13 protein-coding genes, 2 tRNA genes and 1 pseudogene are annotated in these 15566 nt (G+C 42.5%); 11 read left to right on the top strand and 5 right to left on the bottom strand.

The genetic code is table 11. The annotated features are described in order from the left end of the window. Positions 1–3: 3 nt before the first annotated feature. The gene (locus tag ACM0OY_RS21175; RefSeq protein ID WP_414570815.1) at positions 4–741 is read right to left on the bottom strand and encodes a hypothetical protein; all 738 of its coding nucleotides are present in this window, start codon (positions 739–741) and stop codon (positions 4–6) included. 288 nt (positions 742–1029) lie between these two features. On the opposite strand from ACM0OY_RS21175, the gene ACM0OY_RS21170 reads away from it, so the two are divergent. Next, complete coding sequence (locus tag ACM0OY_RS21170; RefSeq protein WP_414570814.1) at positions 1030–1872, top strand: CHAT domain-containing protein; 843 nt, start codon at positions 1030–1032, stop codon at positions 1870–1872. A 317-nt stretch (positions 1873–2189) separates the two neighbouring features. Here the strand turns inward: ACM0OY_RS21170 and ACM0OY_RS21165 are convergent, their stop codons facing one another. Together ACM0OY_RS21165 and ACM0OY_RS21160 are read right to left on the bottom strand one after the other, a co-directional pair. Then, positions 2190–3581 carry a hemolysin family protein gene (locus ACM0OY_RS21165; RefSeq protein WP_414570813.1) on the bottom strand — a complete coding sequence of 464 codons (1392 nt, stop codon included), beginning with the start codon at positions 3579–3581 and terminating at the stop codon, positions 2190–2192. A gap of 100 nt (positions 3582–3681) precedes the next feature. Beyond that, entirely contained in the window at positions 3682–4383 is a 702-nt protein-coding gene (locus ACM0OY_RS21160; protein WP_414570812.1) for a hypothetical protein, read from the bottom strand. Positions 4384–4680: 297 nt separating this feature from the next. Here ACM0OY_RS21160 and ACM0OY_RS21155 point away from each other — a divergent pair. Then, a tRNA-Ile gene (locus ACM0OY_RS21155) sits at positions 4681–4753 on the top strand. Between the two features lie 98 nt (positions 4754–4851). On the opposite strand, the gene ACM0OY_RS21150 is transcribed toward ACM0OY_RS21155, so the two are convergent. Beyond that, the gene (locus tag ACM0OY_RS21150) at positions 4852–5286 is read right to left on the bottom strand and encodes a hypothetical protein (RefSeq protein ID WP_414570811.1); all 435 of its coding nucleotides are present in this window, start codon (positions 5284–5286) and stop codon (positions 4852–4854) included. A gap of 101 nt (positions 5287–5387) precedes the next feature. Here ACM0OY_RS21150 and pyrE point away from each other — a divergent pair, with 101 nt between their 5' ends. Further along, entirely contained in the window at positions 5388–6011 is a 624-nt protein-coding gene (gene pyrE, locus ACM0OY_RS21145) for an orotate phosphoribosyltransferase (RefSeq protein ID WP_414570810.1), read from the top strand. 420 nt (positions 6012–6431) lie between these two features. Next, positions 6432–6581, top strand: a pseudogene (locus ACM0OY_RS21140) (Uma2 family endonuclease); the annotation flags it as partial. A 103-nt stretch (positions 6582–6684) separates the two neighbouring features. Here ACM0OY_RS21140 and ACM0OY_RS21135 read toward each other — a convergent pair. After that, entirely contained in the window at positions 6685–9390 is a 2706-nt protein-coding gene (locus ACM0OY_RS21135) for a CBS domain-containing protein (RefSeq protein ID WP_414570833.1), read from the bottom strand. Between the two features lie 150 nt (positions 9391–9540). On the opposite strand from ACM0OY_RS21135, the gene psbZ reads away from it, so the two are divergent. The 7 genes from psbZ to ACM0OY_RS21100 all read left to right on the top strand — a co-directional run bounded on the left by psbZ (position 9541) and on the right by ACM0OY_RS21100 (position 15535). Then, positions 9541–9729: a photosystem II reaction center protein PsbZ gene (gene psbZ / locus ACM0OY_RS21130; protein ID WP_073640643.1), complete on the top strand. Its 189-nt coding sequence runs from the start codon at positions 9541–9543 to the stop codon at positions 9727–9729. 236 nt (positions 9730–9965) lie between these two features. Beyond that, a complete protein-coding gene (ribH, locus tag ACM0OY_RS21125) occupies positions 9966–10544 on the top strand; it encodes a 6,7-dimethyl-8-ribityllumazine synthase (protein WP_414570809.1) in 579 nt (192 codons plus the stop codon). A gap of 160 nt (positions 10545–10704) precedes the next feature. After that, positions 10705–10776 (top strand) — tRNA-Gly (locus ACM0OY_RS21120). Between the two features lie 201 nt (positions 10777–10977). After that, entirely contained in the window at positions 10978–11133 is a 156-nt protein-coding gene (locus ACM0OY_RS21115; RefSeq protein WP_414570808.1) for a hypothetical protein, read from the top strand. Between the two features lie 854 nt (positions 11134–11987). Continuing rightward, the gene (locus ACM0OY_RS21110; RefSeq protein WP_414570807.1) at positions 11988–12395 is read left to right on the top strand and encodes a hypothetical protein; all 408 of its coding nucleotides are present in this window, start codon (positions 11988–11990) and stop codon (positions 12393–12395) included. Between the two features lie 4 nt (positions 12396–12399). Then, complete coding sequence (locus tag ACM0OY_RS21105) at positions 12400–13665, top strand: glutamate-5-semialdehyde dehydrogenase (RefSeq protein WP_414570806.1); 1266 nt, start codon at positions 12400–12402, stop codon at positions 13663–13665. A gap of 298 nt (positions 13666–13963) precedes the next feature. Further along, positions 13964–15535: an alkaline phosphatase D family protein gene (locus tag ACM0OY_RS21100; protein ID WP_414570805.1), complete on the top strand. Its 1572-nt coding sequence runs from the start codon at positions 13964–13966 to the stop codon at positions 15533–15535. Positions 15536–15566 lie beyond the last annotated feature (31 nt).

Raw genomic sequence — 15566 nt, 5'->3', positions numbered from 1 at the left:
TGTTCACTCAATACCTATGAGCATATTTTCTTCTCCACTTTTCAAAGCTCTCAAATTCATATACAAAAGTAATTCATAAGCTATCAATATTGGATTTGACATTAGTATAAATGCTCCAACAAGTAATGAAGATATAATATTGGCATAAAGTGAAAGTGACGTTCCTAACAAAACCTCCCAGCCGGAAACACCAAAAGCATTAGCAACAACAAATGGAATAAGTATTATGGGTATCGATACAAGTATCGATATGAGTAATAAAGCCCAAAAAACAGACCACCATTTTCCTTTAACTAATTGCCAACTCTGTCTAATTCCATCTGCTGCTGAACAATTTTCAATCACAATTGCGTAGGGAGCAAATGCTAAACGATTGGTAACATATATTCCAGGAACTATTAATAATAAAATAGCTGGTAAAGTGATTAAATTAATTAAAACGTAAGAAAGAAGTATTTGGAGGTACTTACCAATCACAAATTTAAGAGAATTATAAATAGTAGTATCACTATTTATAAGATGCTGATAAACATAAAAGAAAGCTGAGAATCTAGAGACAATCTGAATAGATATTCCATACAAAAAACCTAATAAAAAAGAGAATTTATTAGGAATAAATAGTGAAATTATGATAAATATTCCATAGGGAATAAATAGTAATAAAACTGATTTATATATTGGAGCAAGTAAAGTACGCGAATCTTTTAATAAACGAATGGGATTTATAGATTGAGCATTCATCTTTATTGCTTATGTATATTCATACTTGTAATAAAGATTCTCACTTTATGAGTATCTTTGTTATTTTTTTAATATTGTCTTTATAAATAACTTCTGCTTTGGTGTTATTTCGTTTTTTATCGAGGCTTTGAATGAAGAGTTTCAAGCAGAACCGAAAACTTAACAAAGTCGTTATATGTAACGAATTAATAAGTTTTTACTAAAATGGTGTTCGATATATTTGGTCAGATCTGCGATCGCCTTGCCGATTATCAGGTATCCTAGATACTCAGTATAGGTAACTGAGCGATGACGCAAGATATTCACAAACAACTCGAAGATAATTATGATTTGTTGCAAAATAAGCTCTTATTTCTACAGCGAGAAAAAATCATTAAAGCTGATGCAGCTACTCGTTTTCAATTAGAGCAGGAAATTAAGGAAGTTAAAACGCAAATTCAAGAAATTCAGCAGGAAATCGAAAAACAGGAAGCGAAGTTATCAACAAATGTTAAAGGAAATTCAAATTCTAGTGCAGTAACAGATGTATCTGCTTCCTTACCTGAATCTCTGATGAAATTAACTCAGCAGCAAAAAATCTTGATTTTGGCAGCAGTTCCTCGCGGACTGTGCTTGGATAAAGAGATTCGAGAAATACAGGAAGCTATACGAAGAGCAGCTAATCGGGATTTATTTGAAATACGCATTAGAACTGCTGTACGTCCTCAAGATATTCGTCGTGCTATTGCAGAAGAACAGCCTCAAATTGTTCATTTTTGTGGACATGGATTAGAAGATGGCAGCTTGCTGTTAGAGGATGATGGGGGAAATGATAAACCAGTTTCGCCAGAAAGTTTAGCATTTCTATTTAAATTGCACGCTGATTATGTTAAATGCGTACTACTGAATGCTTGTTATTCAGAACAACCTGCTGTGGCAATTAGCCAGTACATTAATTATGTTATCGGGATGAATAACCCAATTCAAGATAAAGCCGCGATCGCATTTACTCAAGGATTTTATGATGGACTGGGTTATAAAAACTTAGGCAATCAAGATTCATTTGAAAGAGCCTTTGATGAAGCTATGGTTGCTATTCAATTGGAAAATCTTTCACAGGGATTGATACCAGTTTTGAAAAGAAAACTTTAAATAAAAGCTGCGAGTAGTATCCATGTATAAAGATTGCTTTTTGTTGGCAATAAGTCAATAAGGTTCGATTAAGGCAACAGACGCGATAAATCGCCGTCTCTACGAAAAATTGATCCTTGTAGAGACGGCGATTTATCGCGTCTTTGGATCTAGAATTTCCATCTTAGCCGAACCGTATTGAGCAATAAGTTTTCTTCGCATTACCAGAAGTTGATAGTTTCTATATTTTCTATTTTCCGTAATTAACGATTGTGACACTATTAAATGCAGAATGTGGGTTAGAAGTTAAGAGTTATTATTCCTTCTGCCCCTCCGCCTCATTCCCCCATCTCCCCCTCCAGCCGTTGCAGTTGAATTTGATGCAGGCGCGGCCCAACAACTGACACCACAGTGAATTCCAGATTTTGATAATAGAAGATTTCGCCTTTGGCAGGAATTTTCTGTAACTGATAAAGCAAAAAGCCTCCCAGTGTCTGGTATTCTCTTGTCAAAGGTAAATCGAGATGTAAAACCTCGTTAAGGTCTTCGAGGTTAATTTGTGCCTGCACCAGAAATTTATCTTCGCCTAACATCTGGATTAGCAAATCGTCGTTGTTTTCAGGAACGCTTGCGTCGCCAATAATTTCGGCAATGACATCTTTGATGGTCACGAGTCCCACAGTACCGCCAAATTCATTGACGACCATGACCATAGCTGGCTTTTCTTGCTGCATCATCGGCAAAAGTTCACTCAAGGGCGTGTGTTCTGGAACAAACCGAGCGGGACGCATCCAAGGTTGGATCTGTGCCTCTAAAGTTAGCTTGCCTACAGCTAAAGGTTGTGCCAAATCTTTAAAATAAACAATGCCGCGAACATCGTCCAAAGATTCACCAATCAAAGGATAGCGTGAATAACCAGTAGCAGCCATTTCTTTGAGTAATGCCTGGAAAGTAGCGTCTTTTGGCAAAGCGACAATACTGGTGCGGGGAATCATCACAGCTTGAGCCATCACATCCCCAAACTCAAAAACATTATTGAGCAGTTCTCGCTCCGCACGCTGTAAACCAGTAGACCCCCATTCTGTAGAGATAATCACTTGCAATTCTTCGGGAGTTACAGGCGGTCTCCAACCTTGACCAGTGTATTCAATGCCAAAAATTCGCAACAAACAACGAGTTGATTGATTGAGAATCCAAATGAAGGGGCCAAAAAAACGCACAATCGCTTTTACCGAAGGCCCTAAAAATCGAGCTAGCTGTTCTGAATACAGCATCGCTAATGATTTAGGACATAATTCGCCTAAAACAATTTGCAAATAAGCAATTAAGAAAAAGGCGATAGGAATCGATAAAGAATGGGCGATGAAGTTAGTCATTCCACTGGGTAGAGGCCAGGATTTTAACCACGCTTTTACCAGGACGACAATCGTACTTTCTCCAATCCATCCCAGAGCCAAACTAGAGAGAGTGATACCTAACTGGGTAGTAGATAGCAGTCGGTCAATACTGCGTTGTAGCATCTCCACAGCTCTGGCTGGAACATCCCCAGCCTTAACTAGCTGGTGAATACGCGATCGCCGCACGCTCACCATTGAAAATTCCGCCGTCACAAAAAAGGCATTTATGGCAATCAGCAGTAAAACTGACAACAATCGCAGCCCTGCCTCCGTCCAAATTAAATTAGGAAAACCACTCACCGCCAAAGCTCGTGTAAAATTCACGCCCTCCATTTAGGGGGACTGGGGATAGGGTATTAGGTATTGGGGATTAGGGATTAGAACAATTCTTTCCCAGTACCCAGTCCCTAGTCGCTAGTCCCCAATACCCTTCCTACCTTTCTACAGGAATATTCAACGCCTCTAGCTTTAATTCTTGAGCAGGATAATCAGTCAAAGCAAGTGATATTTTTTTGACATCATCTAGTAAAGCCGTGGGAATGCTGACTGTACCTGAAAATGTTGGCCCATTGGCAGGCAATTCTGTTGGTAAACCTTCTGTACTAGCGCTCAGGGTTCGCCCTCTATCATCGGTAACATCTAAAAAACTATACAAGAAGCGCACAGAATCTTTACCTTTGTTCTGCATTTTTACTTTCAGGAGTAAATCACCACCAGAGTAACGGGCAGATTGCACAGACATAGTTACGCCTTCACTCTGGGCAACTACTGGAAAACCTGGCTGGGGTTTTTCCTCAACTACTTGTGGAGGTTTTTCCTCTGGCTTCTGCTTGCTGCTATTGGTTTCTTCATCATCTTCCTCTAGCTTTTCCGATTTAGCAGCCTTGGTCTTACCCTCAATTCGCGCCTTGACAATTTTCAGAATCTCTTCCTCTTTTAATAGCGCTACTGCTCCCTGTTGGGAGTTATTTCCTTTACTGCTGGCAAATTTAGTTGTAGGACGCCCATCCGGTGTGCCAACGCCTTTGAGTGCTGAACTTCCTAGTTCAAACCCCAAAAACGCGCTCACAGAACCTGCTCCCAACATCAGGATTAACAAAATCAAAGTAAGAAGTACAGTAGAATTTATTTTCATCGCTGACAAGCTAATGCACAATAATGCTGGTTTTTTTAGGAAGAATGAAGCTTTACACCTCAATCCTTAAAGGAACTTAATCAATATTAGTTTGCACTATTTCATGATTAGATTATGTAGTATAAAAATCTGATAAACCATTGTCGAGTATTCACAGGCAGTAAATTTGTGATAAAATAGGGGAGTTTGTTAAAATTAAGTACGTAAGGTAGTGTACCTCACTCTAAAATTAGCAAATAAACTTGATCTAAGGGTTTAAGTAATTGGCTTATAGCAACCCTAAACCCAACTAAATAAGCGCCTTTGGCCGATTGGGGAGGCAACGAACTCATAATTCGTCTTCAGGCTGGTTCGATTCCAGCAGGGCGCACTAAATTGTCAAAAAATAAATAAAGGGGCACAGAAAAGAAGACGCGGGGACACGGAGATAGCATTTGATTGTTTTCTTGCGTCTCCTTGTCCCCACTCCTAACGAGATGGTAAAGTTTCAAACCTAAATTCAGTTCCAACTCTAAGCTTGTTGGCATTCAGGCGAGGAGACATCATTAGTGATGTGTCGTAAGGATTTGGTAAATCAGGAGTGCGAATATAGGGATCGTTGCCTGCTTGCTGAGTCAGGACATCATGATATAGAGTATTAACCAATTGAGCGTCACGGGCAATTTCATTTTCTGGGAAGGAACCACCAAAACTGGGACCAGATCCGAAGAATGAGTCTAGTTGACGCTTGAGGCCGCCGTTTTCATAAAAATTGCGATCGTGGCGAAAAAATGCCCGTTCAAACACATCACTTGTGGTTCCACTTTTGGGTGTTTCTGTTTGGGCGGCTACAACAGAGGGAAAAGCAATACTAGCAGCAAGCACCATTAATAAACCACCAAAGGTTTTTAATTTTAGACCCACGTTCCTTACTCCTCAAATTTGTGGCGAATCTTAATTTATGCTTAATTTCAGAACTGTTATCAGTTCAACCTTTGGTGTAGCACAACTTTTAATGTTTTGTAATGACGTATCCTACTGAAACTCTTACCCACTCAAATATTTGGGCAACTACCCCTGATTTGACTCACTTGCGCCAGAAGCTATTAGATTTATTTGCTCAAGTGGCTTATCAAGAGGGTGATTTCGTTCTTGCTTCTGGGTTACGTAGTTCTTATTACGTCAATAAGATGCAGGTAACACTCCACCCCCAAGGAGCTTTGGCGATCGGACGGTTACTGTTTCCTTTACTACCTCAAGATACGCAGGCTGTAGCAGGTTTAACAATGGGAGCCGATCCAATTGTCACAGCAGTAAGCATGGTTTCTGTTTATGAAAATCGACCGATACCAGCGCTGATTATTCGCAAGGAAGCCAAGGGTTATGGGACGAGAGCTTATATAGAAGGCCCAACTTTACCAGAAGGTGCAAAGATAGTGGTTTTGGAGGATGTTGTTACAACTGGGCAATCTGCTCTCAAAGCAGTTGAGCGTCTTCAAGCAGCGGGTTATACCGTTAATCAACTAATTGCACTGATAGACCGACACCAAGGTGGAGGGGAATTGTACCAGTCAGCTGGGTTGAAGTTTGAAGCGTTATTTTCGATTCAGGAAATTCAGGAACGATTCCGACAGTTGGCAAATTCATGAACAACAGGACTGAGACTGATTCTTGATTAAGAATGACATAAGTCTTGAATCTAAAATAATCACGTTTAGTTAGAGGATATTTGTGAAGCACAGATGCTGTAATTTGCTGGTTTCGCCTCTAGCTAGCATTACTAGATGAGGTAAAGAAAGAATTACAGTAAGCACGTTAAGAAGTAAAAGGATAATCCCCATAAATCTGCATAAATAAATTTAGTGCTTGTGCCAGAGCGGCGGAAGCTGTCGCTCTGAACTTTTTAAGAAAGGGGCTTATTTGATTTTTATTTTTCTTTATGAGTGTCTTTTAATTGTTTACTTTTGTCTTGTTCAGTCAATCATGAGAAAATGCCACAATCAAGCACAAAAAATGTTTTCTCCCCTGCTTCCTACTCATTTTTTAAAGCTACAGAGTTTATTTACCCTTTGTGGAGTGAACAATTAGGGCTATATTTAGGAATTCATCAGCAATTATTACCTTGGTTCAGAATTTATGGGCAGTTAGTACCGATACCTGAAGAAACTGTTACACAACCACAAGAAAAAGCAGAACGTTTGGCAGCAAAATTGCGGTAATTAAATATAGACCCAGATACAATTTAGACTACTGCGATCGCATTATAGTTATTCTTCTTTTGATGTTTGGATTTGCATAATAATCACATGATTCCAATCTCAATTACCGAGGATAAGACTGGGTTAAAAACTCCTCTGCTTCTGCTTTATTTTTAATCACTCCATCTAAAGTTGCAGCAAGTAAATCATCTAACATTTGTCGATACTGCGCCCCTGGTTTATAACCTAATTTTTTGAAGTCATGACCATTTAAAATCGGGCTAATGTTAGCCAAAACTGTCAAGTAATGCCATATCTGCTGCCTGATTACTCGCTGGGTTTGTAAAGCGATTAAAACTAACATTGGTAAGTCGTACTGCCGTAGAAATTGAACTACTTGACTAGGGCGTTGACAGCCAGGTAAAAATTCTAAAACTTCAGCTTCAGCCGTAGCTAGATTTTGTAAGCGTTTAATGCCATCCTCTTGTAATTGCAGATTTTTTGCCACTTTCGCCCGATATTGTGGTTCTAGGTGGGCGATTATTGTCTCTAATCGCATTTCCCAGTGAATTAGGGTTTGTTGGGGGTCAAATCGCCGCAAACAGCGTTCTAGTAAGCGTAATTGCCGCAGTAGTAATGCATCTAGCTTCAGGGTAGGATGGATGCATTGCAATGCTCCCAAGTTATCAAGTAACTGTAAAGCTGATTTCCAGTAGGGGGCCTCTAAGATGTGTTTTAATTCTGTTTTCAGTCGAGTTTGCAGAGCTGGAGTTTTGCTATTCTCTTGAGCAGTGCGATCGTAAACACCACTGTTGATGGCATAGCGGATAAACTCTTGTGTTTGTGGTTGAATTTCAAAGCCGAAACGTACAGCAAAGCGGACGCCGCGATAAATACGGGTGGGGTCTTCGATAAAGCTGTTGGCGTGTAAAACCCGAATTTGCTTAGCTTGTAAATCAAGTAAACCACCAAAGAAATCCAGTAATTCACCAGCACGGGGGGAAGTCAGACGCAAAGCTAGGGCGTTAATGGTAAAGTCTCGACGATATAAATCTTGACGAATAGAACTGGCCTCAACTTCTGGATTCGCCGCTGGATAAGGATAAAATTCTGTCCTAGCGGTAGCAATATCCACCCATAGAGAATCTAATTCTGGGTCTTTGTGCCACAGCAAAGCCGCAGTTTGAAAAGCCCCGTGAATTTCTAAGCGAGCCGTCGGGTAAAGTTGTTGGAGTGCTTTTGCTAATTCCACACCAGCACCAACATCTGCTGATTTATGGAAGCCATCAACTACAAGGTCAATATCTTTAATCATCAAGTTGCCTACTGCATCAGCTAACAGCAAGTCCCGCACGGCACCCCCGACAAGATAAAGATGCCAACCCCGTTTTTCTGCCTCTTGTGCTGCTGTAGTCAGTAATTGCGACAATTGAGGAGCTAGAGAAGATGACACAGAGAGATTAAGACGCTCTGATGCAAAGAGTAAACTAGTCCCAGCATCCCCATGTTCCCGCGTCAGAGCGTCCTCTTCATGTAATTCCCGCAACACATCAGTACGTGTGACAATACCAACTAATTGCCCGTTTTCTAATACTGGTAACCGCCCGATATCGTATGTTACCATCAGCGCCTCAATTTGTGGCAGTGTCGTATCTGGTGTAATCGTTTTCAGATTCGTCGTCATGTAGCCCTTAGCTGGGGCATGACTAAACCCGTGATGCAAGGCAATATCGAGATCCCGCCGCGAAATAATACCTACCAATTGCCCTTGGGTATCGACTACAGATAAACCAGAGTGTCCATAGCGCAATAAAATGCGTTGGGCTTCAGCAATTGTGGTTTCAGGGAGAATAGTCCGGACAGGAGAAGACATCAAGTCTCTGGCAGTGGGGGGGTGGGGAATTTGAGCTTTTAACCCGTTAAGGATCTGTTGTAATGTTGCCTGTGAATCTACTCCTCTTAAGTTCAGCGATGCAGCTTGTGAATGACCGCCACCGCCGTAGAGTTGGAATAATAGGTTAAGATTTGTTTTGGGAATTTGCGATCGCCCAATTACTGTTAACCGTGAATCACCATCACCCAAAGGATATTCATTAGCTAACAAGATGGCATCAATTTCAGTTAATTCCACAAGTTCTGAAGCCAGACTCGATAAACCAGGCACAAAATTATCTGTCTTTAAAGTTACCCAACCAACTGTATATCCGCGTACACAAAGATATTCTAAATTTTCCAGCGCTTTAGTTAATAGCTGTTGCAATTGAAGAGACAAAGCAGGGTCACGGTATGTGGAAATTACTGATAAACTAGCACCTTGTAGCATCAACCAAGCCAAAGCTAAGGCATCACGTGGTGTAGATTGGTCAAAGGTCAATGACCCGGTGTCAACATGAATACCCAAAGCCATGACTGTAGCTTCAGCAGGAGTCAAAGAGATTTGCTGTTGTTGCAATTGCTCCACGATTAGAGTAGTTGTAGCTCCTACCGAAGAAATATGCGATCGTGTGGCGGGAATATCTGATTCTTGCCCCAAGTGATGGTCATAAACTATAATCTCTGTGACATTAGGTAAATCTAACCACTCGGCAGCTTTACCCAGGCGATCGCGCTGTTGCGTATCCACTACAGTCAGCAAACGAATTTTTTCTGAATTCACCGAACGACGCTCAATTAACGGGTATTCATCCCGATGCAACGCTAAAAAATCCCGTACAGGAGGGTGAGAGCCGCCAGTCAGCACAATCTTGCTTCCCGGTAGTAGGCGCGTTAATCCTACCGCTGCTCCTAGTGCGTCAAAATCAGCTGTTGTGTGGCAAAGAATTAAATCCATACTCAATAGTCATTAGTCATCAGTACTTAGACAAAGGACAAATGACTAAAATGTTGTAATTTCTGGTAGGTTAAAAATAAGAAGAAAGTGTCGGTGTCGCCCTTTAGGATATTCTATCTTTAGTATTTAGCTGTATAGGGAGAAGCAAAAATGACCATAATATTCCAATTTGCTTTGATTGGCCTAGTCCTGTTGTCTTTTGTTTTAGTTGTTGGCGTTCCTGTTGCTTACGCCACCCCCCAAAATTGGGTTGAATCTAAAAAGCTGCTCTGGCTGGGTTCTGGCGTCTGGATTGCTTTGGTACTTTTAGTTGGTTTGTTAAACTTTTTTGTTGTCTAGGCAACGGCTTTGCTCTGGCGCAGGCACTTAATATAAAAATTAGAGGGGCAGAAAAGCCAAGGTCAAAAATTAAGGAAAAAACGGAAAAATTTTTTCCACCTTCTTTTTTTTGATCCTGCTTTCCTGCTCCTCTAGATTTAACTAATTGGAAGCCCACACGCTCTCCGTCAAGGAGCGTGTGGGTAGTTCACATAAATGTATATTTGGCCAGAAGTATAATTGATTAAGAGGCAGTCATGGCAGTTTTTGAGGGAACTTTTACTCAAACGGAACCTTTGCGTTTTGCAGTGGTAATTGGTCGATTCAATGACCTAGTTACCGGAAAGCTGCTAGAGGGATGTCAAGATTGCTTGAAACGCCACGGCGTAGACCCCAACCCCCACGGTAATCAGGTAGACTACGTTTGGGTACCGGGAAGTTTTGAAGTGCCTTTAGTAGCTCGCCAATTAGCACTTTCCCATCGTTATGATGCTGTAATTTGTCTTGGGGCAGTGATTCGAGGGCAAACACCCCATTTCGATTACGTGTCTGCTGAAGTTTCTAAAGGCATTGCCGCCGCTAGCTTTCAAACTGGGGTGCCAGTTATTTTTGGAATTTTGACCGTAGACACTATGCAGCAAGCGTTAGAGCGGGCAGGTATCAAAGGTAATCATGGTTGGGATTATGCTCTGAATGCCCTAGAAATGGCTAGTCTGATGCGGCAACTGCGTTCTAACTTGGCAGAACCATATTCTCTTAATAGCCAGTCTTTGCCACCCTCTTTTCCAAGTGGCAGCGTTGGCAATTTAACAGTGGAGTCAGAAGAACTAAGTTAGTTATTGGGCATTGGGCATTGGGCATTGGAAGTGTGGGAGGATGGAGAAAAATCTTTCGCCTTTCTCTCCTCATCTGCCCACACTCCCCATGCCCAATAATTCAAATTAAGGGGTTGACAATTCAGAATAAATCTGAGATATTAATACATGGTTGATGATTGCGGGTATAGCTCAGTGGTAGAGCGTCACCTTGCCAAGGTGAATGTCGCGCGTTCGAATCGCGTTACCCGCTTCCAAGTAAAAGTCTTAGAGCGAGAAACTCTAAGGCTTTTTCTATTGCTAGCTTGTTCTTACACAAGCTTCTTGTCTCACCCCAAAGGTAACGACATGAAATATAGCTTACTTGCACATTGCGGTAAGCTAATAATCTTTCAAATAGCATCCCCTTGTCTCCCCTTCTTTGCGTCCTCGCGTCTTTCTTAGGCTAAGGATTATGCAACTTCAAAGCAGAGTAGCTTATGACCGGACAAAAATCCAACCTCCTTCCACTAACGTTGACCTAGAGTTGATGAAGGAGCGACGAGAGTTGAGTTTTTGCTTATCTCCGTGGTACTCTAGTAGTAGTCTAAACCGCTATTTGGCGGACTAGAGTAGCCGTAGTCAGCAAACTTGTCAAAGCGGAAAACAAAAAAGCTAAAGACCACACCAGAAGCTTATCAGGTGAATACTGTAGTCTGCCGCAAGACAGAGCTTCTAAATTAATAGCTATTCGCCTATAGAAAATAGGTGGAAGCCTGGGTCTAGGCTTGAACTAGTAAACGTCTTTTGGCTAGAGACACTGTGTAAGACTAACCTCCATTTGTGCAAGGAGGCAAGGGCTACTGAGAGGCTAAACATACACGTTACTAAAAGGCAGTGTATGTACTACAGAGAAATAGTCACGCACTCATAGGTGTTTTGGCAATTGCCGCTCTGGAAACCCTTGTAAATTGCAACGAGTAAAATTGGGAGCGATCCCGATCTAAACTTGATAACTGCATACTAATATATAGTGACCCCAAGGAAAATGAGGGTTTATTATTAGGGTGTTGTTTATCAGCGTAGCGTTCCCAAATGATTTGTTTTAAGAGTGGTAGCTACGTAGGCTTAAAATCGTACCAGGTGTGTCAGCACTAATGAATGCCCACAAACGCAACCACATTACCTTTAAAGCAACAGATGGAGAGAAGGAGATTTTTAAACAGGATTGCCAGCTACGAGGAAAGACCGCAAAGAGATAATCCTCGATTTAGAAGGCAATTACGCTACTTAGAGTTCAGTGCATCTACCGAAGTTCGGAGCGGCGGCTTTTGCTGCTGTGGCTTCTCACTATTTGCAATTATGGCAATGTTTGTTTCGTCTGCCAATTTATATAAAGTATAAAGAGAAAAGCCCTCAAGGCATTTACCACGGGATCGTATTCCCAGCATTTGTGAAAAACACGCTCAAGTTATTAGAACGCTTGTGCAATCTCAAAAACCTGAAAAAATAGACTTCAATAGCGAATACCCCTGTCCCTGTCGTCGTAGGGGTCAGTTAATTCCGATTACGTTGACAGAAGCATTTGGTTGCGATCGCTGTCAGCAAATCTTTGTAGTAGAAGATAATGGTCATGTCCTAGAACAGCTTTCTACGACCTATCCTTACAAGCGAGCTTGGCGTTGGATGGGAAATAGTTGGCATGTTGTCCATCCTCGTTTGGGAGAAAGCTATCTGCCTATAGCACTTGGCATTATATTCGTGCTAGTGATTATATGGCTGCCATTAGCACTGCGATTGGCAAATAGTTCCAGCATTATTGCTTGGGCGATGGTGGCAGTGCTGCTGGCTATCCTACCAGCACTAATGGTCTGGCTTACTTACAGACGTTAACTCAATGACTGTTGAAGTTTTGGACGAACGCCCCGAACCGATTAGTATTGCTCAACGAGCGTATCAAGCTTCCCTAAAATTGGGGATCACAAAGGGAGCAGACCGCAGCCGCGCAGTATTGGCGATGGCACAGGCGCTTGAGCGCTCATTTGACGACATTCTTGAAGCCAACACTTTGGATTTAGAAGCCAGTCGGGAAATGGCAGTGCCAGAGTTGATATTAGACTGGCTAAAGCTGACTCCCAGAAGGCTAGAGACGACCGTGGACATTTTACAACGGTTGGGGGAACTATCAGATCCGCTGCGGCGCGTCAGGAATGCTGATTATCAATTGGAAGATTCCCAGAGTTACTCCCAGTTAATGCCCCTAGGAGTGATTGGGTTTATTTATGAGGCATTTCCCGATTTAGGGGCGATCGCAGCGGGTTTTTGTATCAAAACTGGTAATAGTATCATTCTCAAAGGCAGTACTGAAGCGAGCCATTCTAACGCGGCCATTGCTTCAGTATTGCAAACTGCGATCACGGAACTTGGTTTACCCCTGGGCTGCCTAGAACTGATCACAGCAGAACACGGTGCTTCAATTCGGGATTTAGTCACCCAAGACGAGTATGTGAATTTAGTGATTCCCTACGGACGTTCGAGCTTGGTGCAGCAGGTGGTAAGACAGTCAACTTGCCCAGTATTAAAATCAGCAATGGGCAATTCTTACCTCTACTGGTCGCTAAATGCCAGCTTAGAGATGGTGCGCTGGATGATTCTCGATAGCCATCAGAGCGAACCAGATCCAGTTAATGCCATTGAAAAAGTGCTAATTCATCGTCAAGCCTTGCCATCATCCTTAGCAGTGCTGTGGAACAGCTTAATGGAAAAAGGCTTTGAAATTAAAGGCGATGCAGAACTAGTAGAAGCCTTTCCCCAGTTGCAATTGGTCAAAGAAAGCGAATGGGCAAACCCTTATTTAACTAGGACGGTAGCTTTTAAACTGGTGGATAGCTTAGAAGCTGCGATCGCCTGGATTAATCAATACAGCAGTGGTCATGCAGATTGCATCGTTACTGAATCCTACCAGGAAAGTCGGCAGTTTGCTTTAGGAGTCAACAGCGCCTCCACCTACATCAACAGTTCCCCGCGTTTTTCTCGCAACCCCTCACGGGGAGATTCAGTATTTCTCGGCATGTCTAACCAAAAAGGTCATCGCCGAGGATTTATCAGCCTGGAAACCTTGACCACCGTTAAGCACATTGTTCAGGGGAATGGCAGGTTTTAAATTGAATGGGGCATGGGGATAAGGAAGCAGGGGAAAAGGTTAAAGGGAAAAGGGAAAAGGAATAAATTTAGTCTTTTCCCCTTACCCCTTTCCCTTTCCCCATACTCAATGCCCTGTGCCCCAATCAAATTTTAAACTTAACACAATCTTAATTTCTGCTTGATCCTGGATTGCTAGGTTTCTTATGTTTGGTTGAGCAGCAAGTGGGAGAGAAGTCAAATCAAGCCATTGCTTGCACTTTTGGCAGCTGAACTCCACCAAGTTTGCCAACTGTATCTAGATCTGGGTAAAGGTGAATATGGAACTTATGGATTGCGATCGCCTGCTGGCAAATCGGTGCAGACGGCGGAGTTTTTTGCTGGGTGCAGGATTCTTAACGGGGCTAACAGTAGCTAGCCAATGGCATCCAGTACTCGCTAATTCTAGGTTTTCTGGCTATCCGTTCAGTCTGGGTGTGGCTTCTGGCGATCCTTTACCGGATGGGGTTGTGATTTGGACAAGACTGGCTCCTAATCCTCTCAATGGAGGTGGGATGCCTTTCGTAAATGTCCCAGTACGGTGGCAAGTTGCCCTTGATGAAAACATGAGACAGGTGGTGCGTCGAGGAACAGTGTTAGCTACACCAGAGTTAGCACACTCAGTACACGTTGATGTCCGTGGACTAGACCCTGACCGTTGGTACTGGTATCAATTTCAAGCGGGTAGAGAAGTTAGCCCCATTGGGCGGACTCGCACAGCACCAGCATTTTATGGCTATATCTCACAACTAAATTTTGCTTTTGTTTCTTGCCAAGACTGGCAAAATGGCTACTATACGGCTTATCGGTATTTGGCTGAGGAAAACCTCGACCTTGTGGTTCATCTTGGTGATTATATTTACGAATACGGGCCACAACCTGGTGGCCCACGTCAGCATAATAGTCCAGAAATTATAACTCTTGCCGACTACCGCGATCGCCACGCCTTGTACAAAACAGACCCAAATCTTCAAGCTGCTCATGCTGCTTTTCCCTGGATTGTCACTTGGGACGACCATGAAGTTGATAACAACTACGCCAATTTAATTCCTGAAGACAACCAAACCCAAGAGGCTTTTAAGAAACGCCGAGCCAATGCTTACCAGGCTTACTACGAACACATGCCCCTACGTAAGTCTTCCCTGCCTAATGAGGCAAATTTGTTGCTTTATCGGCGGTTCACTTTCGGTAATTTAGTTGAGTTTAACGTATTAGACACCAGACAGTATCGCAGTGACCAACCTTGTGACGATGGACTCAAGCCACGTTGTCCTCAAGCTTTTGATACCAATGCGACGATGACAGGCTCAGAACAAGAGCAGTGGTTACTAAAAGGGTTAGACAAATCGCGATCGCGTTGGAATGCGATCGCTCAACAGACCATGTTGGCTGAGTACAATTTTAATAGTAATCCCGGTGCTGGTGTGTTCAATGTAGATCAGTGGGACGGCTATGTGGCTGCACGTAATCGGCTCTTGAGTTTTCTCAACCAGCGCCGACCCTCTAATCCAGTGGTAATTACCGGAGACATCCACTCTAGTTGGGTACATGACCTGAAACTTGATTTTAATAACCCAAAATCACCAACGGTAGCCACCGAGTTCGTAGGAACCTCAATTACCTCTGACTTTCCCACCGGATTTATTGCTCCAGTTAAAGCTTCCCTACCGAATAATCCTCATACGAAGTTCTTTGACGGTGCTTTCCGGGGATATGTTCGCTGCCAGCTTACTCCACAAACTTGGCAAAGTGACTACCGGGTTGTATCTAGCATCGTTGATTTGAATGCCTCTGTCAAAACCCTAGCTTCCTTTGTAGTCCAAAACGGACAACCAGGAGCGCATTCAATTTAGGGACTGGGGACTGGGTACTGGGTATTATTAA

The organism is Nostoc sp. CCY 9925, from assembly GCF_963920935.1.
GTDB lineage: Bacteria > Cyanobacteriota > Cyanobacteriia > Cyanobacteriales > Nostocaceae > Nostoc.
Note: the sequence above shows the minus strand (reverse complement) of the source record. Positions and strands in the feature narration are given on the sequence as shown.